This is a genomic window from Peribacillus sp. FSL R5-0717, from assembly GCF_038002945.1.
GTDB lineage: Bacteria > Bacillota > Bacilli > Bacillales > DSM-1321 > Peribacillus > Peribacillus frigoritolerans.
Genome location: NZ_JBBOOF010000001.1, coordinates 1,146,969 through 1,171,637, shown reverse-complemented (window position 1 = coordinate 1,171,637; position 24,669 = coordinate 1,146,969). Strand labels below are relative to the sequence as shown.

24 protein-coding genes are annotated in these 24,669 nt (G+C 41.9%); 17 read left to right on the top strand and 7 right to left on the bottom strand.

What is annotated here, in order from left to right; all coding sequences use genetic code 11:
* The first annotated feature begins 13 nt into the window (after positions 1-13).
* Positions 14-490 carry a methylated-DNA--[protein]-cysteine S-methyltransferase gene (locus NYE65_RS05660; protein WP_340860010.1) on the top strand — a complete coding sequence of 159 codons (477 nt, stop codon included), beginning with the start codon at positions 14-16 and terminating at the stop codon, positions 488-490.
* Between the two features lie 407 nt (positions 491-897).
* On the opposite strand, the gene NYE65_RS05655 is transcribed toward NYE65_RS05660, so the two are convergent.
* Positions 898-1,656, bottom strand: coding sequence for a DeoR/GlpR family DNA-binding transcription regulator (locus NYE65_RS05655; protein ID WP_053535985.1), 759 nt, complete (start codon positions 1,654-1,656; stop codon positions 898-900).
* Between the two features lie 226 nt (positions 1,657-1,882).
* Between NYE65_RS05655 and NYE65_RS05650 the strand changes: the two genes are divergently transcribed.
* From NYE65_RS05650 to NYE65_RS05625, 6 genes are all read left to right on the top strand, one after another.
* Entirely contained in the window at positions 1,883-2,635 is a 753-nt protein-coding gene (locus NYE65_RS05650; RefSeq protein ID WP_340860009.1) for an ABC transporter ATP-binding protein, read from the top strand.
* Positions 2,628-4,244, top strand: coding sequence for an ABC transporter permease subunit (locus tag NYE65_RS05645; RefSeq protein WP_340860008.1), 1,617 nt, complete (start codon positions 2,628-2,630; stop codon positions 4,242-4,244). The genes NYE65_RS05650 and NYE65_RS05645 overlap by 8 nt, the downstream gene beginning before the upstream one ends.
* 13 nt (positions 4,245-4,257) lie before the next feature.
* Positions 4,258-5,250, top strand: a complete 993-nt coding sequence (locus NYE65_RS05640) for an extracellular solute-binding protein (RefSeq protein WP_340860007.1) — start codon at positions 4,258-4,260, stop codon at positions 5,248-5,250.
* A 25-nt stretch (positions 5,251-5,275) separates the two neighbouring features.
* Positions 5,276-6,370, top strand: coding sequence for a 2-aminoethylphosphonate--pyruvate transaminase (gene phnW / locus NYE65_RS05635; protein ID WP_340860006.1), 1,095 nt, complete (start codon positions 5,276-5,278; stop codon positions 6,368-6,370).
* The gene (gene phnX, locus NYE65_RS05630; RefSeq protein WP_340860005.1) at positions 6,367-7,182 is read left to right on the top strand and encodes a phosphonoacetaldehyde hydrolase; all 816 of its coding nucleotides are present in this window, start codon (positions 6,367-6,369) and stop codon (positions 7,180-7,182) included. The genes phnW and phnX overlap by 4 nt, the downstream gene beginning before the upstream one ends.
* 210 nt (positions 7,183-7,392) lie before the next feature.
* Positions 7,393-8,457 (top strand): NAD(P)/FAD-dependent oxidoreductase, encoded by a 1,065-nt coding sequence (locus NYE65_RS05625; protein WP_340860004.1) that lies wholly within the window; start codon positions 7,393-7,395, stop codon positions 8,455-8,457.
* A 286-nt stretch (positions 8,458-8,743) separates the two neighbouring features.
* On the opposite strand, the gene NYE65_RS05620 is transcribed toward NYE65_RS05625, so the two are convergent.
* The 4 genes from NYE65_RS05620 to NYE65_RS05605 all read right to left on the bottom strand — a co-directional run bounded on the left by NYE65_RS05620 (position 8,744) and on the right by NYE65_RS05605 (position 13,232).
* A complete protein-coding gene (locus NYE65_RS05620; protein WP_340860003.1) occupies positions 8,744-10,690 on the bottom strand; it encodes an ABC transporter permease in 1,947 nt (648 codons plus the stop codon).
* Complete coding sequence (locus tag NYE65_RS05615; protein ID WP_057277077.1) at positions 10,680-11,441, bottom strand: ABC transporter ATP-binding protein; 762 nt, start codon at positions 11,439-11,441, stop codon at positions 10,680-10,682. The genes NYE65_RS05620 and NYE65_RS05615 overlap by 11 nt, the downstream gene beginning before the upstream one ends.
* Before the next feature lie 100 nt (positions 11,442-11,541).
* On the bottom strand, positions 11,542-12,546 hold the full coding sequence (locus NYE65_RS05610) for a sensor histidine kinase (protein ID WP_268592748.1): 1,005 nt from the start codon (positions 12,544-12,546) through the stop codon (positions 11,542-11,544).
* Complete coding sequence (locus tag NYE65_RS05605) at positions 12,543-13,232, bottom strand: response regulator transcription factor (RefSeq protein WP_057276763.1); 690 nt, start codon at positions 13,230-13,232, stop codon at positions 12,543-12,545. Before NYE65_RS05605 ends, NYE65_RS05610 begins: the two co-directional genes overlap by 4 nt.
* A gap of 156 nt (positions 13,233-13,388) precedes the next feature.
* Here NYE65_RS05605 and NYE65_RS05600 point away from each other — a divergent pair, with 156 nt between their 5' ends.
* The gene (locus tag NYE65_RS05600; RefSeq protein WP_057276762.1) at positions 13,389-13,730 is read left to right on the top strand and encodes a zinc ribbon domain-containing protein YjdM; all 342 of its coding nucleotides are present in this window, start codon (positions 13,389-13,391) and stop codon (positions 13,728-13,730) included.
* A 52-nt stretch (positions 13,731-13,782) separates the two neighbouring features.
* Here the strand turns inward: NYE65_RS05600 and guaC are convergent, their stop codons facing one another.
* Positions 13,783-14,766, bottom strand: coding sequence for a GMP reductase (guaC, locus tag NYE65_RS05595; RefSeq protein ID WP_095679189.1), 984 nt, complete (start codon positions 14,764-14,766; stop codon positions 13,783-13,785).
* 1,181 nt (positions 14,767-15,947) lie between these two features.
* Here guaC and NYE65_RS05590 point away from each other — a divergent pair.
* Positions 15,948-16,832: a PHP domain-containing protein gene (locus NYE65_RS05590; RefSeq protein ID WP_340860002.1), complete on the top strand. Its 885-nt coding sequence runs from the start codon at positions 15,948-15,950 to the stop codon at positions 16,830-16,832.
* A 220-nt stretch (positions 16,833-17,052) separates the two neighbouring features.
* Positions 17,053-17,406 carry a UTRA domain-containing protein gene (locus NYE65_RS05585; protein ID WP_340860001.1) on the top strand — a complete coding sequence of 118 codons (354 nt, stop codon included), beginning with the start codon at positions 17,053-17,055 and terminating at the stop codon, positions 17,404-17,406.
* A 513-nt stretch (positions 17,407-17,919) separates the two neighbouring features.
* Here NYE65_RS05585 and NYE65_RS05580 read toward each other — a convergent pair.
* Positions 17,920-18,423 carry a DinB family protein gene (locus NYE65_RS05580; protein ID WP_057276759.1) on the bottom strand — a complete coding sequence of 168 codons (504 nt, stop codon included), beginning with the start codon at positions 18,421-18,423 and terminating at the stop codon, positions 17,920-17,922.
* A 635-nt stretch (positions 18,424-19,058) separates the two neighbouring features.
* On the opposite strand from NYE65_RS05580, the gene NYE65_RS05575 reads away from it, so the two are divergent.
* The 7 genes from NYE65_RS05575 (at position 19,059) to NYE65_RS05545 (ending at position 24,668) form a co-directional block, all read left to right on the top strand.
* Positions 19,059-19,727 carry a YdeI/OmpD-associated family protein gene (locus tag NYE65_RS05575; protein ID WP_340860000.1) on the top strand — a complete coding sequence of 223 codons (669 nt, stop codon included), beginning with the start codon at positions 19,059-19,061 and terminating at the stop codon, positions 19,725-19,727.
* 115 nt (positions 19,728-19,842) lie between these two features.
* Positions 19,843-20,853 carry a permease gene (locus NYE65_RS05570; protein WP_328176346.1) on the top strand — a complete coding sequence of 337 codons (1,011 nt, stop codon included), beginning with the start codon at positions 19,843-19,845 and terminating at the stop codon, positions 20,851-20,853.
* Entirely contained in the window at positions 20,853-21,605 is a 753-nt protein-coding gene (locus tag NYE65_RS05565) for a TIGR03943 family putative permease subunit (protein WP_328176345.1), read from the top strand. The genes NYE65_RS05570 and NYE65_RS05565 overlap by 1 nt, the downstream gene beginning before the upstream one ends.
* 192 nt (positions 21,606-21,797) lie before the next feature.
* Positions 21,798-22,253, top strand: coding sequence for an RrF2 family transcriptional regulator (locus NYE65_RS05560; protein WP_340859999.1), 456 nt, complete (start codon positions 21,798-21,800; stop codon positions 22,251-22,253).
* 74 nt (positions 22,254-22,327) lie between these two features.
* Complete coding sequence (locus NYE65_RS05555; RefSeq protein WP_340859998.1) at positions 22,328-23,038, top strand: DsbA family oxidoreductase; 711 nt, start codon at positions 22,328-22,330, stop codon at positions 23,036-23,038.
* Positions 23,039-23,171: 133 nt separating this feature from the next.
* On the top strand, positions 23,172-23,453 hold the full coding sequence (locus NYE65_RS05550; RefSeq protein WP_328176343.1) for a hypothetical protein: 282 nt from the start codon (positions 23,172-23,174) through the stop codon (positions 23,451-23,453).
* Positions 23,454-23,852: 399 nt separating this feature from the next.
* Positions 23,853-24,668 carry a uroporphyrinogen-III synthase gene (locus tag NYE65_RS05545; RefSeq protein ID WP_095393511.1) on the top strand — a complete coding sequence of 272 codons (816 nt, stop codon included), beginning with the start codon at positions 23,853-23,855 and terminating at the stop codon, positions 24,666-24,668.
* Position 24,669: the final 1 nt, after the last annotated feature.

Below are 24,669 nucleotides of genomic sequence, written 5' to 3'. Positions count from 1 at the left end.
TGGAGGTCCTTATATGAGTGAATTATATAAACTAGATTATGAATCACCGATTGGAGTTATCGAGATATCAGGAACGAATGATGCCATCAGTTCCATAATGTTCGATGAAAGGGATATAAAGATAAATATTATGCAAGAGCACACGCCTCAGGTTTTGGCGGAGTGCTTTAGTCAGCTTGATGAGTATTTCAAAGGTGAACGCAGGGAATTTACATTTCCTTATACACTTGAAGGGACCATCTTCCAAAAAAACGTGTGGAACGCATTAACGGGAATCCTGTACGCTAACACGGGTTCCTATAAAGACATCGCCGTTTCAATCGGTAATGAAAAAGCCATTAGGGCAGTAGGGAGCGCTAACGGCAGAAATAAGTTAAGCATCGTGATTCCATGTCATCGAATAATAGGTTCAAATGGGAAATTAACTGGTTATGCTGGTGGCTTGTGGAGAAAGGAATGGCTCCTTCAGCATGAAAGGAATTTTAATTGAGGTACTAGGCTCAACTTTATGGGAATCGCCCGGGCCCGGTCAGAGTCAAAACCAGAAATTAGCCTGAGTTTCACTCTCCATTGATGGAGGACACAGTTTTTTATTTAGGAATGGTCTCATCCCGATCCCTCTCATGATTTAGTGAGGGTTTTTTTTACCACATTTTTCAAACGAAACTTGGTTATCTTTCACGTATTTTTACTGTTTTATAGGATGAAAACTCTCTGGATTGAAGAAATTTGCGACACTCCTGCCGAAAAACTGGCTAGCCGAGACCCCACAGACGCTTGCGTCGAGGAGGCTTGGCAGACAGTCGGCGGAAAGGGAGCGGATTTCTGAAATCAGCTGCAACTTGAACAAAAAAACGGGAACTATACTACAGTATAGTTCCCGTTTTTTTCTTTCTTTTAAGAAAGAATCAAATGTGTGCCGGTCTCTTTAAACGAAGAGATGAAATCTTTAGGCAGATGATCGTCAGTAATGATGTAATCGATTTTATCCAGTGACGATATCCCGATGGTCACGTCTTTCCCGAACTTGGAGCTGTCAGCGGCAACATAGACTTCTTGGGATAGATCTATGATTTTTTTTCGTGTGTTCGCTTCTTCTAAATTATAGTCGGATATGCCTTTTTCAACGGTTATGCCGCTCGCACAAATGAATGCTTTTGAAATATTCAATTCACTGAAGTTGAATAAATAATCAAATGCAACGATGGATTGTTCATTTCTCCTGACTTTCCCGCCTATGATCAATATCTCGATATCGCTATGAATGAGCTCATTTACAACAGGGATCGAACTGGTTATTACGGTCAGTTTCTTTTTCTGTTTTATATATTTAGCGATTTGATAGGTTGTCGAACCACTATCGATATAAATGCAATCCCCATCGTCGATATACTCACTGCATTTTTGGGCGATGGATTCTTTTTCTTCTAATTGACTGAACATCCGTTCATCTATCGTCGATTCTCCAAACTTCGATTGAACCAGCTTAACGCCGCCATAGATCTTTTCAATTTTTCCTTGCCTTGTAAGAAGGTTTATATCCCTTCTGATGGTTTCAATGGAAACTTGCATTTCTTCAGTAAGTTCGGCAATCTTCATCACTTTCCTAATCGTTAATAACTCGATGATCTTCTTTTGCCTTTCAAGAGGAAGCATAAGTTACACCCGCCTATTCTTCATATCTATCTTCCTGATATTCAGTTTAAGTGTACTGTTTACTACGAACATATTCAACATGGATGATAAAAATATCATTAGTTGGTCAAAAGTTAGTATCAATTTAGTAAAAATATGTTCAATGTTTACAGAGTATTTACAAAAATCCCAACTTCGGTTTACAAAGGGCTTTTATACTAAGGGTGTATTAAAGGAGGTGAACGGTTTGCTAAAACTACAAAATATTAGCAAGCAATTCGATGGAAAATCAGTTTTGGATCATATGAATCTTGAAATTAAAACGGGGGAGATCGTTTCACTATTAGGACCAAGTGGAAGCGGCAAAACTACTTTATTACATATAATTTTGGGCTTGACGGGTATCAATCATGGAAAAATCATTTTCAATGATACCGATTTGAGTAACGTGCCCATGAAAGACCGGGGATTTAATATCGTTTTCCAGGATTACGCTCTTTTCCCGCATTTGAATGCCTATGAAAATATCGTTTATGGATTGAGGAACAGGAAGGGATCCGTTTCCAAGGAAGAGCTTCAGGAATACATCGATTTCCTGGAATTAACGCCGCATTTGAAAAAAAGGATCAGCGAATTATCAGGGGGTCAGAAACAAAGGGTTTCAATCGCAAGGACTCTTGTAATGAAGCCGAAAATCCTATTGCTTGATGAGCCGCTGAGTGCTTTGGATGGTGTGATCAAGGAATCGATAAAGGAACGCATCAAATCCATTGCCCGCGAATTTAAGCTGACGACCATCATAGTGACACATGACCCGGAAGAGGCTTTGACGATGTCGGATAAGATTTTGATCATTAATCAAGGGAATATTTCTCAATTTGGATCGCCGCAAGAAATCATCAATCAGCCAGCCAATGATTTTGTTAAGGAATTCATTCTTAAACAGCTGGAGATCAAGAGAGAAAATATTTATAACTTATTCGGTGAAAAGCATGCCTGATGTAAAACCGGCAATGAGAGTCATTTATATACCTATCTTACTGCTATTTGCCGCTTTTCTTTTCTTGCCGCTTGGCATGTTGTTCGTCCGTTCTTTTGAAACGGCAGATGGAATCAATCTCTCGAATTATCTAACAGTCCTTTCCAATGCAGAGCTGATGAAGTCATTTGGAAACAGCGTGAAAATCTCGGGACTCACAGCCGTCATTACAACCGTTTTAGCCTTTTTCCTGGCCTATTCCATCCATTGCACCCGATTATATAGGCCATTAAAAAGTGTAATTAAAACCGGGATCCTCATTCCGATGCTGCTTCCAACAATCACATTCGGGTTTGCGATCATCTACTCTTTCGGCAATCAAGGAATCATAACGAAGATTTTTGGAAGGAATCTCTTCGATATATATGGATTTAATGGATTATTGATAGGTTATGTAATCTATACATTGCCATCAGCTTTTCTTCTCATTAATAATTCCTTCAAGTACATGGATAAAAAGTTCATCATCGTCTCGAAATTAATGGGTGACGGAACGATAAGAAGTTTCATGAATACGATCATACGGCCATTGTCAGGAACTTTAGGTGGAGCTTTTGTACTTTCCTTCATCTTGAGCTTCACCGACTTTGGGATACCGGCTTCGGTCGGCGGGACCTACTCCGTCGTTGCGACGCAACTGTATCAAGTCATGCTGGGTTCAATCCCTGATTTCAATAATGGCGCAGTGATTGCCATTCTCATGCTCATTCCGATAGTGTTCAGTGTTTTCCTATTAAACTATCTGGAAAAACTTAATTTTCATTATGATAAGTTCAGCGATATTGAATTGACGCAGCACAAAGGGAGGGATATCTGTTTTGGAGGTATTTCGCTGCTGGTCTTAATAGGAATGTTTTCTGTATTTGCAGTCATGTTCATTGCACCATTTTTAACTAGTTTCCCTTACGATATCTCGTTCACCTTAAAGCATTTTATCGACACATTCCAATCGGGCGATTTAACGGCCGTTTATAAAAACTCCTTATTCGTTGCCTTGATGACGGCCGTACTGGGAACGTTCGTCGCCTTTAGCTCGGCGGTCTTGAATGTCAGGACGCCCCTTAAAGGGAAATCATCAATGGATGTCATTTCGATGTTGACGAATACAGTACCGGGAATGGTGTTGGGCTTATCGTATTTGCTGCTGTTCAACGGCAGCAGCTGGAAGGGGACCTTTGCCATCATCATTCTATGTAACATGGTCCACTTCTTTACGACACCCTATTTAATGGCGAAGAACTCTTTATCCAAAATGAACCCTGGTTGGGAAACCACCGGGAATTTATTGGGGGATAGCTGGATCAGGACAATCTATCGTGTCATCTTGCCTAACTCGGCATCTACGGTGATCGAGATGTTCAGCTACTATTTCATCAATAGTATGGTGACGATCAGCGGAATCATCTTTTTGGTCACGGCCCAGACCACATTAGTGGCCAGCAAAATTAAAGAGCTTCAGCATTTTGCCAAATTCAATGAAATATTCATCCTGTCTTTACTTATCTTTTTTACAAACCTAATCGTGAAGCTGCTTTGTGATCATTATCAAAAAAGACAATTCAAACATTAATGAGGGGGATATTATGTCTAAAACGTTGAAGATAGCCTTACTTTCTTTAGTTGCTTTAAGTTTGGTATTTGTATTGGTGGGCCGTAACAGCGGCAAAGCGGATGAGGAAAAGGTGGTCATTTATACGAATGGCGATGAAGAAGCCACTGCAGCAATGGAGACTTCCCTGAAAGATGGCGGATACGAAGGGAAATATGTCCTTCAATCATTAGGCACTTCTGAATTAGGCGGGAAACTGCTGGCAGAAGGAGATGAAATCGAGGCTGATGTCGTGACGATGAGTTCCTATTTCATCGAGAGCGCACAGGATCAGCACTCCATGTTCAAGGACCTGTCATTCAGTACAAAAGCCTTGGAAAAAAAACCAGCCTATTATACACCGATTTTGGCAAATACCGGTTCCATTTTTGTGAATACGGAAGTGCTTAAACAAAAAGGCCTGCCGATGCCTACCTCGATTAAGGATTTAACTAATCCGGAATATAAAGGGTTCGTTTCAATTCCTAATATCCTGGACTCTTCAACAGGGTGGCTGTTAGTTCAAGCAATAATCAGTCAATACGGTGACGCAGAGGGCAAAAAGGTTCTCCATGATTTAATAGCAAATAGCGGTCCGCATCTTGAGAGCTCAGGTTCAGGCCCGATCAATAAAGTGCAAGCAGGGGAAGTGGCTGCCGGTTTTGGTTTACGCTATCAAGCCGTGATGGCTAAAGAGTCGGGTTTACCGATCGAATTCGTCGATCCGGCTGAGGGGAATTTCTCCTATACGGAATCCGTGGCTGTCGTGAATAAAGATAATGAAGCTAAAACAAATTTAGCGATGAAAATAGCAGAAACGATCAGTAAAGATGCTAGAGAAGAACTGTTGAAACATTACCCGGTCGCACTTTATGAAGGTGAAAAGGTAACGGAAAAGAATAAACCGGCCCACCCTATGAAATTTAAGCAGCCCCTAACGGTCGAATTATTGAAACAGCATCAAGAGTTCTTTAAATCAGCACAATGATAAATACAGTGAGGAGTGAAGGAAAATGAATACCTATAAACTATTGACGCCTGGACCGCTGACCACTACAAGTACGGTGAAACAGGAAATGCTTGTTGATCGCTGCACGTGGGAAAATGATTATAAAGAAATCACACAAAAAATCAGATCCCAGCTTCTTGAACTGGCATATGCTGCAAACGGAGAATATACGTCTGTACTTATGCAGGGAAGCGGCTCGTTTGTTGTAGAATCTGTGCTGACGACTGCACTTTCAAAATCCGATAAAGTGCTGATCATTACGAATGGCGCATATGGAAAACGGATTGTGAAAATGGCGGAGTGCATCGGTCTGAATCATGTTGAATATGGCGTTGAGTACAATGAATATCCAAAGGAAGCTGAAATCCGGAACATTTTACTGGCTGATCGTGACATCACACATATAGCGATGGTTCATTGTGAAACGACGACGGGGATTTTAAATCCGATAGAGATGGTTTCGAAGATATCAAACGAACTAGGGAAATCCTTGATCATTGATGCGATGAGCAGCTTTGGCGGAGTGGAGATGAATGTGCCTGAACTCGGAATTGATTATTTGATCAGCAGTGCGAATAAATGCATTCAAGGAATCCCCGGTTTTGGTTTCGTCATTGCAAAGCTTGAGAAATTGTTGGCCTGTGAAGGCAATGCGCGCAGTTTGTCCCTGGATTTATATGACCAGTGGAAAGAGATGGACAAGGATGGGAAATGGCGTTTCACATCTCCAACACATGTAGTGGCCGCTTTTGCTAAAGCGCTGGAAGAATTAACGGAAGAAGGCGGCATCCCAGCCAGATTCTCCCGCTATAAGAATAATAATGACAGGCTGAGGGAGCTGATGGGGAAATTGGGTATCCATTCATACATCTCACCTGATAAACAATCGCCTATCATTACAACTTTCCTTTTTCCAACTGAAACCTTTGATTTTGGGGACTTCTACAATTTCATCAAAGAGAGGGGCTACGTAATATACCCCGGAAAGCTGACTGATATAGATACATTCCGGATCGGCAATATTGGCGAAATCCATGAAGGAGATATCGAGGAACTAGGCAGGATCGTAGAAAAATATATGAAAGTGGTGACAGTATGAATAAGGTAGAAGGAATCATTTTGGATTGGGCTGGAACAGCAGTGGATTTTGGATGTTTTGCACCAGTGAATGTTTTTGTGGATATTTTTAAGAATGCTGGACTGGACGTGACGATGGAGGAAGCCAGAGCTCCGATGGGCATGCTGAAAATCGACCATATTCGTGCGATGCTGACCATGCCAAGGATATCTTCGTTATGGGAGGAGCAATACGGAAGGCCATTCAATGAGGAAGACGTTGAAAAGCTATATGCTGAATTCGAACCGGCGCTGATGATGTCATTGGCCGATTATACAGGTCCCATTCCAGGGGTTATCGAGACGGTGGAAGCATTAAGGAATCGCGGCCTGAAGATTGGGTCGACAACGGGATATACCGATACAATGATGGAGGTCGTCACAGCAAATGCTTTGAAAAAAGGGTATGGGCCCGATTTCCATGTAACCGCGGATGCAACCCATTCGATTGGAAGGCCATACCCTTACATGATCTATCGGAATATGGAAAAATTGAAATTAGCGGCATCATGGAAGGTAGTGAAGGTAGGCGATACCATTTCCGACATGCAAGAGGGAGTGAATGCTGGGGTATGGACGGTCGGAGTCATTGTCGGAAGCTCTGAGATGGGATTGAGTTTAGATGAGTATACAAGTTTTCCAGAAGGAGATAAACAAGATCTCATCTCTAAAACGGCAGATATCTTTTTGAAAAACGGGGCAGACTTCACCATCAAAACGATGGAGGAACTACCTGAACTCATAGATCATATCAATCTTCTTATATCGGACGGGAAAAGACCTCGTTCAAACTAGCATTCAGTGCGAAGAAAGTGCAGCGTCTTTCATCCTTGAGTAGGGATGAAGGATGGCTGCACTTTTTTCCCCCTAATTTCATACATACGTGCAGAATGAATCGTTTTTTTGAAATTTAACTCGCCTGCTTATTGTAAAAAGTGAGAAAAGAGTGTACGATTAAATGAGAATGATAATCAATCACACTTGATTACCGGGGAGTGAACGTAGATGGAACAGCAGGATTTATTTGATGTAACGGTTATTGGGGGAGGGCCAGCAGGCCTTTACTCCACTTTTTATAGCGGACTTAGAGAAATGAAAGTTAAACTGATTGAATACCAGCCACGGCTGGGCGGGAAAATTCATGTCTATCCAGAGAAGATGATTTGGGATGTTGGAGGGCTGACACCGACTACTGGGGAAAAATTAATTGAGCAGCTAGTGGAGCAAGGTTTAACATTCAATCCAACAGTCGTCTTGAATGAGAAAGTGGAATCAATCACACGTAATGAAGAAGGCATCTTCGTTTTACATACGGCTTCAGGTCAAGTGCACTTTTCCAAGACGGTCATTGTCGCGGTTGGCGGCGGAATCCTGAATCCGCAAAAGTTGGAAATAGACGGGGCAGAAAGGTTTGAAGTCTCCAATTTAAACTATACTGTCAAGTCTTTCAATCGTTTCAAGGATAAGACGGTGATCATTTCAGGCGGCGGGAATTCTGCCATAGACTGGGCAAATGAATTAGAGCCCATCGTCAAAAAGGTGTACCTGACATACAGGAAAGATAGTTTAGCAGGACATGAATCACAAGCAAGGCAATTGATGGAAAGCTCTGCTGTTTGTTTCTTGAATACGACGATTACAAAATTGATCGCCTGCGATGATCATCAATCAATTGAACATGTTGAACTGACGAATCACGCAACGGGAGAAGTTTCTTACTTGCCGATCGATGAAGTCATCATCAATCATGGTTATGAGCGTGATACATCGCTGCTTCAAAATAGTAAAGTCGATATTGCCATTGCCGACAACTATTATATTGAAGGTACTCCTGCAAGTGAATCCTCGATGGATGGAATATACGCAGCCGGTGATATCCTTAAGCATGAAGGTAAATTGAACCTGATAGCAGGCACTTTTCAAGATGCTGCAAATGCCGTAAACAAGGCAAAGCAATTTATCCAGCCTGACGCTCACGGTGTGGGGATGGTTTCTTCCCATAATGAAATCTTTAAAAAGCGCAACAGGGAATTGATCAAGGAAATGATGAAACCGGCTGGGGTACTTTAAAGGGAGCGGATTTCTGAAAGCAGCTGGAACTTCATTGAGGGTTTGTACAATTTGAACGTTGATTTCCACTCCAGGCACTCGCTTTTCCGCGGGGGTCCGCCCTCGGCGCTCTTTGCGCCTGCGGGGTCTCCCTTGGACACGCTCTTCCCGCACTCGAACACCCATTCCAATCAATTGGTATGTTTTTTTTAGAAAAATTTTAGGCAAACTGACTTTTCTTCGAATTTTTCTACAGTTTAAAAGCTCCAGGGCCACATTGGCCCTGGAGCTTTTAGTATCTTCGAAATTATAGAGATTCTTTAATGACCTTCTTGTAATGAAATACGGATAAGATTCCGAAGATTGAATACAAGGCCGTGTATAATGCCATGACGATGATCATCGGTGTCCAAACTTCGGTCCCGAACAAGAACCAACCTGATTGGACTGCGAAATAACTGTGAAGCAGCCCGACGACTAAAGGAATGCCGAAATTGAAAACTTGTTTTGCTTGGATTCCTCTTAGTAAGTCAGCACGTGTGAATCCTAGTTTTCTTAAAATCGTATAATTGGATTTTTCCCCTTCACTTTCATCCATTTGCTTGAAATATAAGATACAGCCGGATGTGATGAGGAAGGTTAATCCCAAGAAGCCGACGATGAACATGATAAGGCCCATATTCTTCTTCTGGGTGTTGAACATTTCCAATTGGGAATCATTTACATGTTCTTTTTTGAAACTCATTTTATTGAATAGATCATTCGCTTTTTCAAGTTCAGCTTCATCCTTCACATCAATGCCGATATTAACGGATGAAACTTTTTGGATTTTCGGGTCGATATCCTTTTTCAAACGGTCGAATATCGTTTGGTCTACAATCGCAACGGGCAATCCGCCATTCGTGAAGTAATAGGAAAGGAAGGTATCATCATTCAAACCTATATATGTTTGGGGAATCACTTCATTCTTGCCCTTCAGTTCAATCTTTCCGGAATCTTTCAAGGATATGACATTCTCCATCATATTACTGTATCCGCTGAAAAGGGTCTCATCTTCAGCAAGGTTGATTCCTTTAACGGATTCATCACTGATGACAGGAACGGTCATGATGTCCGGATCGAAGTTCACTCCTTCGAGGCTCGTTTCCATTATTTCCTTTACATTGACATCCACCTGAATGACGTCAATCACCTTTGCGTCATAATCAATTTTACTGTCTGATAAAGCCTCTTTGAATTTATCCGCATCTCCCATATCCGTCATCGAAAAATCGGTAGGGATACTGCTTTGTGCCATTTTCTCCGCTGAGTAGTAGGAGATATAGCTTAATGATAATAAACCGATTGCCAAAGCGGAAACGGTCGTGATGATCGTCAATAATATCGCATTTGATTTCATCCGGAACATAATGGATGAAAGGGACAATACTTCATTGATGTTCAAATAGCCATTTTTCTTTTTACGGACGATATTAAAGATGAAGCTTACGGATCCTTTATAGAATAGGTAGGTACCGATGATGACGGTTGCCAGAATGACGATCATGGCCATGAAAAGCTCGGTCATCTGTGTAAATGCTCCATCGAATAATTTGGATGAAATGACATAGCCAGCAATGATCAGGGCGATCCCGAATATCCCGATGATCATTTCGACCATAGAAACTTTTTTCACTTTTCCTTCCGTCATGGAAGTCACTCTGAATAATGATAGAATGGTTTGCTTTTTAATGAAGGCATAATTCATCAACATGATTAAAAGATAGATGGCGCTAAAAACGAGCAAGGTTTGCACTAGCGGCTGAAAAGAAAAGTTAAGAGTCGCGATTGCCTGGACACCCATTATTTTAAATAGGATCATGATGATCAATTTTGAAGCGGCAAACCCTACAAAGATTCCCAGGAATACGGAACAGAAATACAGGATCAGATTTTCCACACTCAGGATACGGAATATCCTGTTCTTCGTCATGCCTATCAATTGGAATAGTCCAATTTCTTTACTGCGTCTTTTAATGAAAATGCTATTGGCATATAAAAGGAATATGGAAACTATCGCAACAAGCAGGATCGATGCTGCCTTGATGGAGGCGGCCCCTTTCACCGTACCCTCCGCTTCATCCAGCGCTGGGTCATATTGCAAGGTGACGAAAGCAAAGTAAAGGGAAGCGCTGAAGACCAGGGCAAACACATACAGATAATAGTTCTTCAGATTCTTCTTCAGATTTCGCAAGATGAGTTGATTAATGCTCATTTTGAACCCCTCCCAATACACCTTGTGTTTTCATGATGTCCTTGAAGAAGGTTTGTCTGGATTGTTCACCTTTATTCAATTGGGTATAGATTTGTCCGTCTTTAATGAAAATGACTCGGCTGCAATAACTGGCGGCCACGGGATCATGGGTTACCATGATGATGGTCGCTTTGTGCTTTTTATTCATTTCGCTCAGTTTGTTCAGTAAATCGGAAGCTGATTTGGAGTCAAGCGCCCCAGTCGGTTCATCCGCAAAAATGATGCTTGGATCATGGATGAAAGCCCGCGCTGCAGACGTACGCTGTTTTTGACCACCGGAAATTTCATTTGGGTATTTATCCTTCACTTCATATATGCCCAGTTCCTTCGCCACGCTATCAAACTTTTGTGCCGCTTCATTATTGGGCGTTTTTGTAATGGATAAGGGCAAGAGGATATTTTCTTTGACAGTCAATGTGTCCAATAGGTTATATTCCTGGAAAATGAAGCCCAAGTGGTTCTTACGGAATTCGGCCAAATTCTTTTCTTTCATCCCTGAAATCTCTTTACCATCGATCGTAATGGTGCCGTTGCTGATTTTATCGATCGAGGAAAGGACATTCAGCAAAGTCGTTTTTCCTGAACCGGAAGCACCCATGATACTTACGAATTCACCTTCTTGTATGCTTATATCAAGACCCTTTAATACTTCTTGTTTATTGAATTTATTACCATAGCTTTTATGGATTTTCTTCGCTTCTAATATATTCATTTGGATACACTCCTTTTTTTCTATATCCTCATTATAAAAGGCCATGTATTTCTTTTCCTTCGTTTGGACGAACAAAGAATAAAAGCATGTGACACTTTTGTCACATGCTTGTGATATTCACGAAATCATTTCTTTTTGGGAAGGTCAAGGTAACGGTCGTCCCGGTTCCAAGCTCTGATTTCACATCAATGGAGATGAATAGGGACTCGGCCGCATTCTTGGTTAAATATAGACCCATGCCGGTTGCCGCACTGTCACGATGATTTGTCGTGGATGTAAATCCTTTATCAAATATGCGGGATAAATCCTTTGGGTCAATGCCCCGTCCAAAATCCTGCACTTCAAGAACCGTTTGTCCGGCTCGCTCATGGCTATAAATCGTGATATCTGCGTTCTCACTGTATTTAATGGAGTTGGTCAAGAGCTGCCTCATGATGAAGGCCAGCCACTTGGCATCACTAAGCACTTCGGTTACGTCCAATTGTATCTCGAAGCCGATTCCTTTTTGAATGCACCATGTCCGCAGCGTTTTAATCTCATCAAAGATTATTGTTTCCAAATCGGTTTTCTCTATATACAAATCATTTTCGATGAAAGGCATGCGCCTTTGATGGAGCTGCTGATCAAGAAGAAGATGAATGCGCAGCCACTCATAAGTCAAGTGTGATTTCAGCAATCCATCATCCAAGCGGTCAATCATTAAATGCATTGCCGTCAATGGTGTCTTCACTTCATGAATCCAAGATAATAATTCATCCTTCTCCTGCTCTAAAGTCATTTGACCGATTGCTGCGGATTTCTTCAATAATTCGGTTTGGTTAATGATGCAGTTTTCTATTATTTTTTCGAAAGGGCTCTCTGGTTCGGCAATATTCGTTATATCCAGGTTGTCTTCCCGTGCTTCTAAACTTTTATAAAAGTAGGTTTCCTTTTTATAGCGGAAAATCAAAAACATACTGAACATGAGCAATGATAAAAAAACAATATAGAGTATGGGCCTTAACGGAATGGCCGAATCAAGATAGGCGACAAAGATAATGAATAGATGAAGAAGTATGTAGAATGTGATCCAGCTGAACCTTTCCACGAGATATTTTCCGATCATGCATTTGCCACTTCCACGGCGATATAGCCCTGTCCGACCTTCGTTTCGATAAAATGCCCTAGACCCAGTTCATCCAGCCTCTTTCGTAAACGGTTCACATTCACTGTAAGGGTGTTATCGCTTATGAAACGTTTGTCATCCCATAAGCTGTTGATCAATTCCTCGCGGCTTACGATCTTGTTTTTCTGTTCAATGAGCTTTTTCAAGATGAAAATTTCATTTTTCGTCAATTCGATTGTGCCCGTCTCGGCCGAAACCGTGTTCTTCTCGTAATCCACGGTGGCGCCGCACCACGTTTTCAATTCGATCTTTTCCGTATTGTAATTATAGACACGGCGAAGGGTGGCCTGTATCTTCGCGATGAGTACATCGAAATGAAAAGGCTTCTGGATAAAATCATCAGCTCCAAGCTGCATGGACATCACCATGTCCGTAGGATGATCACGTGATGATAAAAAGATGATGGGAACATTGGAATGTGCCCGGATCATTCTGCACCAATGAAATCCGTCAAACTTCGGCAACTGTATATCAATGATGACCAAATCAGGTTTTATGTCCGTGAATTCCTGAACCACTTTACTAAAATCGCCGATTCCGTAAATATCATAAGACCATTGCGCCAATCTATCTTTAATTTCATTGAATAACGTCGTATCATCTTCTATCAATAGAAGTTTAAACAAGGGGTTCACCGCACTTTCCAGCTTTTTCTTAAAAGTATATAGTAAAACCTTTATAGGTTCTAGAGGAAGGGAGGGACAAGGGAGGTAATAAACTACCGGTTGTGTGTAAACCATTATTATATTAAAATTGGCATAATGAATGGAGGAAGTGAATTTATGCCTGATTTTCCTAATTGCCCTGCATGTGATTCAGAATATACATACGAAGACGGCAGTCTTTTAGTTTGCCCGGAATGCGCCCATGAATGGACAGTGGAAGCGGAAACGGAAAATGGTGATCAAAAGAAGGTTATCAAAGATGCTAATGGAAATGCCTTGAACGACGGTGATACCGTTACGGTAATCAAGGACCTTAAAGTGAAAGGGAGCTCATCCGTCTTAAAAATGGGCACTAAAGTCAAAAGCATCCGTCTAGTTGATGGAGATCATGATATTGATTGTAAGATAGATGGTTTTGGTGCAATGAAATTAAAATCCCAATTTGTTAAAAAGGTGTAATGATAAAAAAACGGCCTAATCCATTGATTAGGCCGTTTTTTTAGATTACTTCTTAATAAACTTTGTCACCGTTAAAGATTGAATTCTTAACGACCACATAATCCACATTCCGGATGGCTTCCAACTTGGTACCGCCTGCATATGAAATGGATGACTGAAGATCTTGTTCCATTTCCTTCAACGTATCTTCCAAAGATCCTTTGTGCTCGACAAACATCTTTTTGCCTTCAACGTTTTTCTTTTCACCTTTTTGGAATTCCGAAGCTGAACCAAAGTATTCTTTAAAGGCCTTTCCATCTTTCTCGATCGTTTGACCTGGAGATTCTTCATGTCCGGCAAATAGTGAACCGATCATGACCATTGAAGCTCCAAATCTAACTGATTTGGCAATATCACCGTTCGTGCGAATGCCGCCGTCAGCGATGATTGGCTTGCTTGCCGCTTTTGCACACCAGCGAAGTGCAGCTAATTGCCAGCCGCCCGTTCCAAATCCAGTCTTGATTTTAGTGATGCATACTTTCCCTGGTCCAATGCCCACCTTTGTAGCATCCGCACCGGCATGTTCCAATTCACGTACCGCTTCAGGAGTTCCCACATTTCCTGCAATGACAAAACTTTCAGGTAAATGTTTTTTAATATGCTGTATCATTTTTATCACGGCATTGGAATGTCCGTGCGCTATATCTATAGTAATGTATTCAGGCACAATGTTGTCATTCGATAATTGTTCGATGAATCCGTATTCTTCTTCTTTAACGCCGACACTGATGGAAGCGATCAATTCTTTTGAATGCATGTCTTTAATGAAAGTCAGTCGTTTTTCTGGCTCAAAACGATGCATTACATAAAAGTAACCGTTTTCAGCCAAGTAAATGGCAATCTTTTCATCAATGATCGTTTGCATATTGGCAGGTACTACAGGTAACTTGAATGTATGTTTACCTAAAGTAACGGATGTATCACACTCAGAACGGCTATTTACTACACATTTTGCAGGAATTAATTGAATATCTTCATAATCAAACACGTTTTCCATGTTATGCACCTCTATATACGAATATTTTTGTCTTTTTTAATAAAAATTGTTCGCCCATTAGGTAATGTACATCATTTTTGACAGTAAGTCAAAAATTTTATTGGTTTTGTTCTGATTTTATTTCAACTTAATGGGAAATCCGTAACGGGATAGGAAGCGAAATAGACAATGAAAATGATTTCCCACTCCAGGCACTCGCTTTCCTCGGGCGGGCGGGAGCCTCCGCAGCACGCCTGAGAGGTCTCCCCTGGACACGTTTTTCCTGCAGAGTCCCGCACCTTCCGTTCCAATCAACTTTGTTTTTATTTAGATAGAACCCTTTTGTCTACAAAGTGCGTTTGTAAAATGGGAATGTTGATTTCCACTCCAGGCACTCGCTTTCCGCGGGCGGGAGCCTCCTCGGCGCGCCTGCGGGGTCTCCCATGCCACGCTTGTCCCGCAGGAGTCTCGTGCCTTCCGTTCCAATCAACTTTGTTTTTATTTAGATAGAACCCTTTTGTCTACAAATTGCGTTTGTAAAAGGGGAACGTTGATTTCCACTCCAGGCACTCGCTTTCCGCGGACGGGCGGGAGCCTCCTCGGCGCGCCTGCGGGGTCTCCCATGCCACGCTTTTCCCGCAGGAGTCTCGTACCTTCCGTTCCAATCAACTTTGTTTTTATTTAGATAGAACCCTTTTGTCTACAAAGTGCGTTTGTAAAATGGGAATGTTGATTTCCACTCCAGGCACTCGCTTTCCGCGGGCGGGCGGGAGCCTCCTCGGCGCGCCTGCGGGGTCTCCCATGCCGCGCTTTTCCCGCAGGAGTCTCGTGCCTTACGTTCCAATCAACTTAAAAATGCTGGCTCGTCTTATTCCGAACCCAATTTAAGACTAGTTAATCTTTCATATTTTTTCTTCTACTCCTTAATGGATGGAAGAAATATGCGACACTCCTGCCGAATAACTGGCTAGCCGAGACCCCACAGACGCTAGCTTTGATGAGGCTTGGCAGACAGTCGGCGGAAAGGGAGCGGGTTTCTGAAATCAACTGGAATTTTTTTGTCTGCAGCTTGAAATACTTAAGTATTTTCACCAATCAGGACGACTTTTACACCTTTACGTTTTTTTACATCATCTTAACGTTGACCGACATGGCACTAAGTTAAAATGAAAATGGGAAACGAATAAGAATGGGGGATTGGCATGAAGGTTGAATTACATTGTCATACGAACGTTTCAGATGGTTCCAGTTCTTTTGAAGAACTATTGGAGGTTGCAAAAAGGGAGAGCATTGGTCATTTAGCGATTACGAATCACGATACAACAATGAGATTGCAAGAGATGGTGGAACGGGGTAAGGAAATAGGTATTGAAATCATCCCTGGTATCGAAGTTTCCGGTTATGACTTTGCAAGAGGAAGGCGTGTACATATTTTGGGCTATTTTGTCGAGCCTGGTCATAAGGCCCTTGAGGATTTATGTAACCCACTGATTGAAAAGAGGAATGCAGCTTCTGAAAAAATGGTGGAACGGCTGATTCATGCAGGATATCGAATAACTTGGGATCAGGTATCTAAATTCAGGGGAGGAACCGGTGTTTATAAACAGCATATTATGCTGGCGCTTCGGGAATCGGGGTATACGGATTCTATCTATGGAGATTTGTATAGGAAAATCTTCAGCCGCGGCCAAAATGGGGAAGAGCCGGGCATTGCCTTTATTCCTATGGAGTATGTGGATGCCATACTGGCTGTGAAGGCGATTCGTGCTGCCGGAGGCGTCCCGGTCCTTGCTCACCCTGGACAATACGGGAGCTTCGAAATTATCCCTGATCTTGTAAAAGCAGGGCTTGAAGGGATTGAAGTTCTTAACCCGCATCATGGTCATGCAGAAGAGGAAAGAGCGATTTCATATGCAGATCAATATAATCTCATTAAAACAGGAGGTTCCGATTTTCATGGGGATTATGGGGAAAAGCCGATTCGGCTTGGCAGTATGAGCCCTGGAACGGAATGTGTGAATGCTTTGAAATTAAGGAAAAAAAGCATGGCCATTAATGATGTGGTATTGAAAAATATCGATCTATGAAACCAGGAATTTTCTGTGAAAGCGGCATGCTTTCATGCTGGATGGGGAATTTGAAAGACTGAACATACAGGGTCTTGTATGGAAAAAGATCGATAAAATAAGTGCTTCCTTTTGTTCTGGTAATTGACCAGGACTTTTTTTACAAGAAAATCATGATAGCTTCATATTTTCTCATTACACTGACTGTAACAAGGAAATTATATGTAAAGGGGGATTTTTGTTGGCGGAAAATAAGGTCTTTAAAATTGGCAGGCTTAGGTTTATAGACGACTTCCCGATTGCTCTTCATACATCTTTTGTAACAAAATCAACTTTTCCTGAAATAGAAAAGGACGGTCCGGATATAACCTCCATGTTTCAATATTATCGGCAGCACGGCTTTGTAGAGTTCGGATCCAGCACGAGCACGCTGAATGTGATTTTTTCCACTCTTTTCGAACGGGATATTTTGCAGTGTTCAAGTTTGATTCCACTTTTGCAAGTGGAATCATTATGCCGGGATAAGCGGAGTAATCAAGCCCCTGAGCATACGGTCAAAATCTATGGGAGCGATTGTTTCACATATGTTATATAAAAACTTCCATTCCAGATATCGATCGAATTCACTAGTAAATGCTCTGAATTCACGAGTAAAAGTACGAAATTCACGAGTAAATGCCCCGAATTCACGAGTAAAGGTACAGAACTCACGAGTAAATGCTCCGAATTCACGAGTAAAGCACGAAATTTGAATAGTGAGGCCCGGCTTTAACAAATTTTATACAAAGATTTACTCTTTCTTAACGTACGTTCACTTGGCAGCAAGATACATTGAAGATGTTAGCTTGAAACTAAAACATATTTTATCCTGATCGTCGCAATCTGTCTTGAAATCTTTGCAACACAAAGCAAAAGGAAACTAAAAGTATCATCTTGATACTAGAATGCTGGCTAGGGAAATATGGGCTCTGCCAATCTATCAACTTGGTGCAGCCCCCGACAGTCACGATCGTTTCATAGCATGCATGAAAAAAGACCACAAAATGACGTGGTCTCTTTGTTTTGTTTGAAAAGTCTCCGGCTGATTATTTAATTTGTCATGAAAGGCTTATATAAGGGCGGTCTTTATTTCTTGAATCTGTTTGATATGCCTTTGTTCATGTAAGGATAATAACTCAATCCATTGATCCAATGAGAGGTCCCCGAACAGGGGATGTTTGGCTTTCTTTCTATTTAACAGGATATCTGAATCCATATCATAAAGAACCTGTAATAATCGATCCCTTGATTCTGCCAGCAAATCCATGAGGCTCGATAATTGAAATGGGGCTGAAGAGGGTGAAATGGCCTCAGGGGATGAGAATTTCCTTGTTCTATCAGTAACGAAGTAAATGTTTTTTTGAATGATATTATTAAAATCCCTTTCCCGAATGCCATTTGCTATAACTTCTGTAAAAACCTGCTCAGTAAGATATAAATGATGGCAAATTTGGGCGATGTTCCATACTTCAGGCACAGGCTTATGGTGGAGCGTTTTTTCATCCAACTCCGTAATTTCCTCAATTAACTGTTTTCTTGATTCAAATAGCAAATCATACTCGATATAATTCATGAGAACTCCCCTTTTGTGACACCCACATATGAAAGCATCACTGAATTTTTTGAAATAGGAAAAAAAGGGATATCTGATTGCATAAAGAATGCATAAAAACTACGGGAAAAACACCTGATTTAAAGTGGATTCATGATGATTGAAGGAGTGCGACACTATGTTTTGAAGCATGGTTTCTATTTAATGAAGAGTGTTAAAAAGATATCTCTTATAGTACAACGAAAAGACATGTTTCACTGGTATACATAATTTTGGGAAGAAATGCAAATCTGGAATCAGGTCTGTATTTCCAGGGACTACATTTTTTCTGGGGCTTTGATACCCTATCATGCCTATGCAAAAAAGTTGAGTTTATGCCTACTTAGAATGCTGCGCCTAGGGCCCTCCGCTAATGAACCGAAAAATGAAGCTGGCATTCAAAGGGAAAAGAATCTATAGTAGCTGGAGATTGGAAATTATTATATCTAAATTATAGCACAGTTAATATTTTCCTAGAAATGTTTATATGAAAAGATACGGAAGGTTTCCACATCGAATTTTGACTTTTTATACTATCTAGAGAAAAGTTGCTAACGCAAGGGGATGCTTATAAACTGAAGGTAGAAAAAATCAACCAGGATTGGATGGTGAATGCAATGGCTAAAACAATAGTTGAAAAACTGAATTTACATAAATATAAACGGGTGGCAGTCCTGAATCAGCCAGCCGGGGCGGATTATTTAGCAGAGCTGCCGGATTACGATACAAAGCTTAATGAAAGTGCCTATGATCTTATATTTGCCTTTGTATTGGATATGGATTCTTTAAAGAGAATCGTGGATAAGGTGACCGATAAAAATCATTTAAGTAAAAACGGTTATATTTTTTTGGCGTACCCCAAGAAGGGGAATAAAGAATATGCTACATATATTCATCGTGATGATCTGATGCAGGGCCTTGGTGCGGATGATGGAGGGTATGTTGGCTCGAGTGACCTGAAGTTTGCGCGTATGGTTGGGTTGGATGATGTCTTTACGGTAGTCGGACTGAAAGAAGACTCAAAAAATAGAAACCGTCCCTCTGCCAAAGCAAGCCAATCAGTAGATGATTATATCGGCATGATTTCTGAAATTGAAAAAGATTTGCAGGATTCCCCTGATTTGCTTGCGTTCTATCAATCACTTACGCCAGGGTATCGCAAGGATTGGGCCCCTTATGTGTATAGTGCAAAACAAGAGGCGACACAAGTGAAACGGCGCCAGGAAATGAAAACGATTTTAGGAGAAGGTTATAAGAGCAGGGATCTATATCGAAGGAATAAATGAGGGTGGTGAAGTCTTCCATTCTCTTTTTTCTTGTTCTTTTCATCCTATCAAAAGCATATACTAGACCGAATCCAAACTTAAATCGTAATAATTATGATTTGCGAGGTGGTTAAATATGCTTCTGAAACGCTACGCGGGAAATTTGCTGTTATTGATTCTGCTGTTTTTGCTGCTGGCATTCTTTTTTCTAGGCGATGTGTTCGTTCCCAAAGCGATTGATTTCTCGGACTACCCGATGCTTCACTCAGTGCTCGTCGTGTTTTTGGGATTGTTTTTAGAATCGATTCCTTTCCTGTTCCTGGGGGCCATTGCTTCATCATTCATCCAGTTGTTCATCAGTGAAGAAATCATTCAGCGGATGATACCCAAAAGACCCCTGACGGCCATTTTTGCCGCGATAGCCGCGGCGCTGATCATTCCGGTTTGCGAATGTGCAATCATCCCGGTCGTCCGGAGATTGATTAAAAAGGGTGTCCCGGTCCATGCAGGTGTGGTCTTGCTCGTAACAGCCCCGATATTGAATGTCATCGTGTTCGGCTCAACTTATTATGCGTTCCAAAATAATCCGTCCATTTTATATGGAAGAATCATTCTCTGTGTCCTGACGGCCATAATCGCAGGTTTATTCATTCATATATTCAGCACTAAAGATGTGGTGAAAGAGGACAAGCTGGAACTGGTGCAAGGGCATGTACATGATAGTCAGTCCAGTAAATGGACAAGCTTCATTGATCATACTTCGCAGGAGTTTTTTATGATCGGCCGATACTTTATCATCGGAGCCTTGTTTGCCAGTGTATTTCAGGTGTTCATGGATCGGTCCGTAATGGCCGATATTGGTCAGGCGCCAATAAAAGGCACGGCGTTGATGATGGGAATTGCGTTTGTGCTTTCACTCTGTTCATCAGCTGATGCCTTCGTTGCGGCCTCCTTTTCCCATAGTTTTCTGCCAGGCTCCATACTGGGATTCCTTGTATTTGGCCCCATGCTGGATCTGAAAAATGTTTTGATCATGATGTCTTGTTTTAAACGGAGCTTCGTCGTCACGTATGTCCTGCTTATTTTCGCAGTCGTCTTCAGCCTCTGCCTGATTGCAGGAGGATTGATCAGTAAGGGGGGCTTCTGATGAAACGTTTTTTTATCCAAAGACTTGAAGGATTGCTGCTGCTGGGATTGGGCCTCATGATCTTTAAATTGTATGTTTCAGGATATTTAACGAAATTGATCGCACCCAAAATGGTTCCATATGCATTGGCGGCACTTTTTGCTTTTTTAGTGATCAGCCTTCTCCGAATGAAAAAACAAAAACAAAGTGAACAACATTGTGATTGCGGATTGAATGGGGAGTCTTCGGTCCTGAAATATGGTTTGTTCTTCCTTCCGATTCTTCTGGGCTTCATCCTGACCGATTTTACTTTAAGCGGGGAAGTGCTGGCGAAAAGGGGGATGGCAAAGCAGCAGGCACAGATGGTAAGTTCATATGATTCTGGGAAACATGCGAATGGGGAGAAAATCTCCGTAACCGATGATAATTATTTTGAAGTGCTGGATGATTTACTGAACAATCTTGATACGATCAAAGGGAAGGAGATAGAGATTTCGGGGTTCATATACCGTGAGGATGCATTCACGAAAAAACAAATGGCCATCTCCCGCCTCTCCATGTCCTGCTGTGTGGTCGATGCGACGTTATATGGATATATGGTCAACGGGAACGTGGAAGGAATGAAGACGAATGATTGGTATACGATTACAGGGACATTAAAAAAAGGAAGCTATAAAGGGGAACCCGTACCGGTGATCGATTTAAAAGAATCGAAGAAAATAAAGGCACCGGAAGAAGCTTATTTATATGAAAATGTACAAATCATTCAGTAGTATTGAAAAACCCGGCAAAAGGATGTTTTGCCGGGTTTTGGTGCCGAAAGGGTATATTATTTTGCCGAACCCGGAAACGGACGTAAAATCGTGTGCTGCGGGCGGAAAATCGAGAAATGGCGCCATTTGTTCGGGAGCACGTAACATAGTATAATGGCCTTACCATGGATAAGAGTGTAAGGGGGGATAATTTTGTCTTCAAGTAATCGAAACAATCAAATTGGTCCGCCGCGCTTTGCCATTGCCATTCACTCTTTGGTTTGGCTCGCACAAAGCGAAAAGCTCCTGACAAGTTCGGCAATCGCCTTAAAGGTGAAGTCACACGCCACTTTTTTAAGAAGGGTGATGGCACAGCTTGCAGCTGAGGGGATCGTCGAAACAAAGGAAGGAAGGGAAGGCGGTTATAGTCTGAAGGTGCCTGCCTCTCAGCTTACTTTGGCGGATGTGTATCAAGCGGTACGGCCGGAATGTCTTGTTTGTATGGAAACGAGCGAATGCGGTGAAGTCGGGAAGCAGCTGGATACGGCTTTGGAGGAAATCATGAACGAAGCCGAAAAGGAAACAGTGCGCCTGCTAAAGGGCTATACATTGGAAGAATTCATGAAAAAAGTCGACTTCACCAATTTTGAAAATGAGTGTCTGGGCTAATATCCTTGCAAGAGGATACCCAGGATTATATAATGTGCTTAATGCGGTTGCATTTAAAATGAGGAGGTATTTACATGAAGGTGGAAATTTGGTCGGATTATCAATGTCCGTTCTGTTATATAGGTAAGCGTCGGTTCGAAGAGGCGTTAAAGCAGTTTGAAAATAAAGATCAGGTAGAGGTCTCATTTCGCAGTTTTGAGTTGAACCCAGAGGCTGAGCGGGATATCAGTATGACTCAAAATGAAATGCTGGCCAAGAAATACGGCATGTCTCAAGCGCAGGCGGAAGCGAACAGCCAAAACCTGACTCAACAGGCTAAAGAATTGGGACTCGATTATCACTTGGACAAAGTGGTCTTAACGAATTCGTTCGATGCCCACCGCTTGATGCACTTTGCTGAATCAAAAGGTAAAGAGAAAGAAATGAATGAACGCCTATTTAAAGCTTACTTTACGGAAGGCAAACATATTGGCGATCACGCTACATTGGCAAGTTTGGCAGAAGAGGTTGGCATTGAAAAGTCCGAGACGGAGTCCATGCTGGCAGGAACGGCATTCACGGCAGAGGTTAGGGGAAATGAGCAAGAAGGAAGCCTGCTTGGCATTACAGGCGTCCCATTCTTCGTCATTAATCGCAAATATGGAATCTCCGGCGCCCAGCCAACGGAAGCATTCCTCGACACGCTAAAAAAAGTATGGGCTGAGGAAAATCCGCTTACGATCGTGAATGATCCAGCAACGGGCGACGCTTGTACGGACGGTTCTTGTAACGTGACGGAAAAATAAAGAAGATACGAAGAAGGAGACCCGAAGCCGGGGTCTCCTTTTTTTACTTGAAAAGGAAATGTCATGTATGGCAAAGAATATAGTGTACAGGATGGCTTTTCCAAAAAAAGTCCGAAATGAAGGGAGATAAAAGATGTATATAATGATTGGAATACTAGTCCTCGTGATTGCGTGTATAGTAATTGTCAAACTAATTTCCTATAAATATTGGACATGTATTTATACAGCATTCGGGAATGAAAATTATTATAAGGTGGTTGCGAAATTGGAAAGGGAAGGGATACCCTTCAAAACGAAAACGCCTATGAACTTAGGCACTGATAACTTTCAGAATCGCCATGAAACCACTCAATATGATGTTTTTGTAAAAAAAGAACAGGAGCATATTGCCCAAAGGGCGATAAATAAGAATTAACAAAAGGTTAAATCGTGAAAATCGATGTCCTGATGTGGCAGCTTTATTTTTGGCTAGAAAAGGTAGCATGAGGAATTTGAAGCAGGCCATGTTTTGCTTTTTTGGAAACTCACGAGTAAAAGCCCAAAACTCACGAGTATTTGCTCTAAACTCACGAGTAAAAGGCCAAAACTCACGAGTAAAAGGCCAAAACTCACGAGTATTTGTTTCAAACTCATGAGGGCGGGACTTATGAAAAGCAAAATGCTGCTAATCCATCTTTCCACTGAAGAATATAAGATAAAAGAAAGAAAAAGCGTTGTTTTTGATATGGAATCCGTTTTTTATAGTTTCAAAGACTGAAAATTTGTATAATGGGTGAGATGGATTTAATTGAATGTACATATAGGAGGGGCATGGATGAGTAAGCTTAATGGCAGGACCGTTGCTTTATTGGGGGCGCGGAAGACGGAAGAACTTAGTAAAATCGTTCAAAACCTTGGGGGAGTCCCGCTTGTTCGCCCGGCACAGGGGACGGTTTTCCTTGATGATTCCCATTTGGAAGAGGATGTCACCCGTTTGATGGCAGGGGAGTTCGATTGGATCATTCTCACGACGGGAGTGGGGACGGAATTATTATATAAAACGGCAGTGAAGATGGAAGCGGGAGATCGTTTCATAGAGGCTTTGCAGTCTATGAAAATTGCAGCTAGGGGCTATAAAACGGTTAATATGCTGAAAAAGCTAGGCCTGCAGCCATTAATCCGTGATGATGATGGCAGTACGGCAGGGCTTGTTCGCAATCTGGAAGGCCATCTGCCTGGAGGTGTAAAGGTCGCTTTGCAGCTTCACGGCGATCCGGCGCCTCTTTTGATGAATTGGCTGGATGAACAAAAAGTGGAACATAAAGAAATCCTGCCATATGAACATATAGCGCCTGAAAAAGAAACGATGCAGCAGCTGATCCAAGAAATCCTTGAAGGCAAAATCGATTCGGTTGTGTTCACGAGTGCACCCCAGCCGCGAAATTTAATGAGATTTGTCCGTGAACAAGGCGTGGAGGATAAGATAGTCGGCCTGTTTGCATCAGATGTAATTGCTCTTGCGGTCGGAAAGGTAACGGCGCAGGTGGTGATCGATGAAGGGATTGAGCGGGTCATATATCCTGAAGATCAACGGATGGGCAGTGCAATGGTGGAGCTGGTGAAATATTATCAGGGAATGGCAAGCAGATAGG

Coding starts and splice junctions, on each gene's coding strand:
- NYE65_RS05660 (WP_340860010.1), top strand. CDS start 14: ATGAGTGAATTATATAAACTAGATTATGAATCACCGATTGGAGTTATC.
- NYE65_RS05655 (WP_053535985.1), bottom strand. CDS start 1,656: ATGCTTCCTCTTGAAAGGCAAAAGAAGATCATCGAGTTATTAACGATT.
- NYE65_RS05645 (WP_340860008.1), top strand. CDS start 2,628: ATGCCTGATGTAAAACCGGCAATGAGAGTCATTTATATACCTATCTTA.
- NYE65_RS05640 (WP_340860007.1), top strand. CDS start 4,258: ATGTCTAAAACGTTGAAGATAGCCTTACTTTCTTTAGTTGCTTTAAGT.
- phnW (WP_340860006.1), top strand. CDS start 5,276: ATGAATACCTATAAACTATTGACGCCTGGACCGCTGACCACTACAAGT.
- phnX (WP_340860005.1), top strand. CDS start 6,367: ATGAATAAGGTAGAAGGAATCATTTTGGATTGGGCTGGAACAGCAGTG.
- NYE65_RS05625 (WP_340860004.1), top strand. CDS start 7,393: ATGGAACAGCAGGATTTATTTGATGTAACGGTTATTGGGGGAGGGCCA.
- NYE65_RS05620 (WP_340860003.1), bottom strand. CDS start 10,690: ATGAGCATTAATCAACTCATCTTGCGAAATCTGAAGAAGAATCTGAAG.
- NYE65_RS05615 (WP_057277077.1), bottom strand. CDS start 11,441: ATGAATATATTAGAAGCGAAGAAAATCCATAAAAGCTATGGTAATAAA.
- NYE65_RS05610 (WP_268592748.1), bottom strand. CDS start 12,546: ATGATCGGAAAATATCTCGTGGAAAGGTTCAGCTGGATCACATTCTAC.
- NYE65_RS05600 (WP_057276762.1), top strand. CDS start 13,389: ATGCCTGATTTTCCTAATTGCCCTGCATGTGATTCAGAATATACATAC.
- guaC (WP_095679189.1), bottom strand. CDS start 14,766: ATGGAAAACGTGTTTGATTATGAAGATATTCAATTAATTCCTGCAAAA.
- NYE65_RS05590 (WP_340860002.1), top strand. CDS start 15,948: ATGAAGGTTGAATTACATTGTCATACGAACGTTTCAGATGGTTCCAGT.
- NYE65_RS05580 (WP_057276759.1), bottom strand. CDS start 18,423: ATGAATTATATCGAGTATGATTTGCTATTTGAATCAAGAAAACAGTTA.
- NYE65_RS05575 (WP_340860000.1), top strand. CDS start 19,059: ATGGCTAAAACAATAGTTGAAAAACTGAATTTACATAAATATAAACGG.
- NYE65_RS05570 (WP_328176346.1), top strand. CDS start 19,843: ATGCTTCTGAAACGCTACGCGGGAAATTTGCTGTTATTGATTCTGCTG.
- NYE65_RS05565 (WP_328176345.1), top strand. CDS start 20,853: ATGAAACGTTTTTTTATCCAAAGACTTGAAGGATTGCTGCTGCTGGGA.
- NYE65_RS05555 (WP_340859998.1), top strand. CDS start 22,328: ATGAAGGTGGAAATTTGGTCGGATTATCAATGTCCGTTCTGTTATATA.
- NYE65_RS05550 (WP_328176343.1), top strand. CDS start 23,172: ATGTATATAATGATTGGAATACTAGTCCTCGTGATTGCGTGTATAGTA.
- NYE65_RS05545 (WP_095393511.1), top strand. CDS start 23,853: ATGAGTAAGCTTAATGGCAGGACCGTTGCTTTATTGGGGGCGCGGAAG.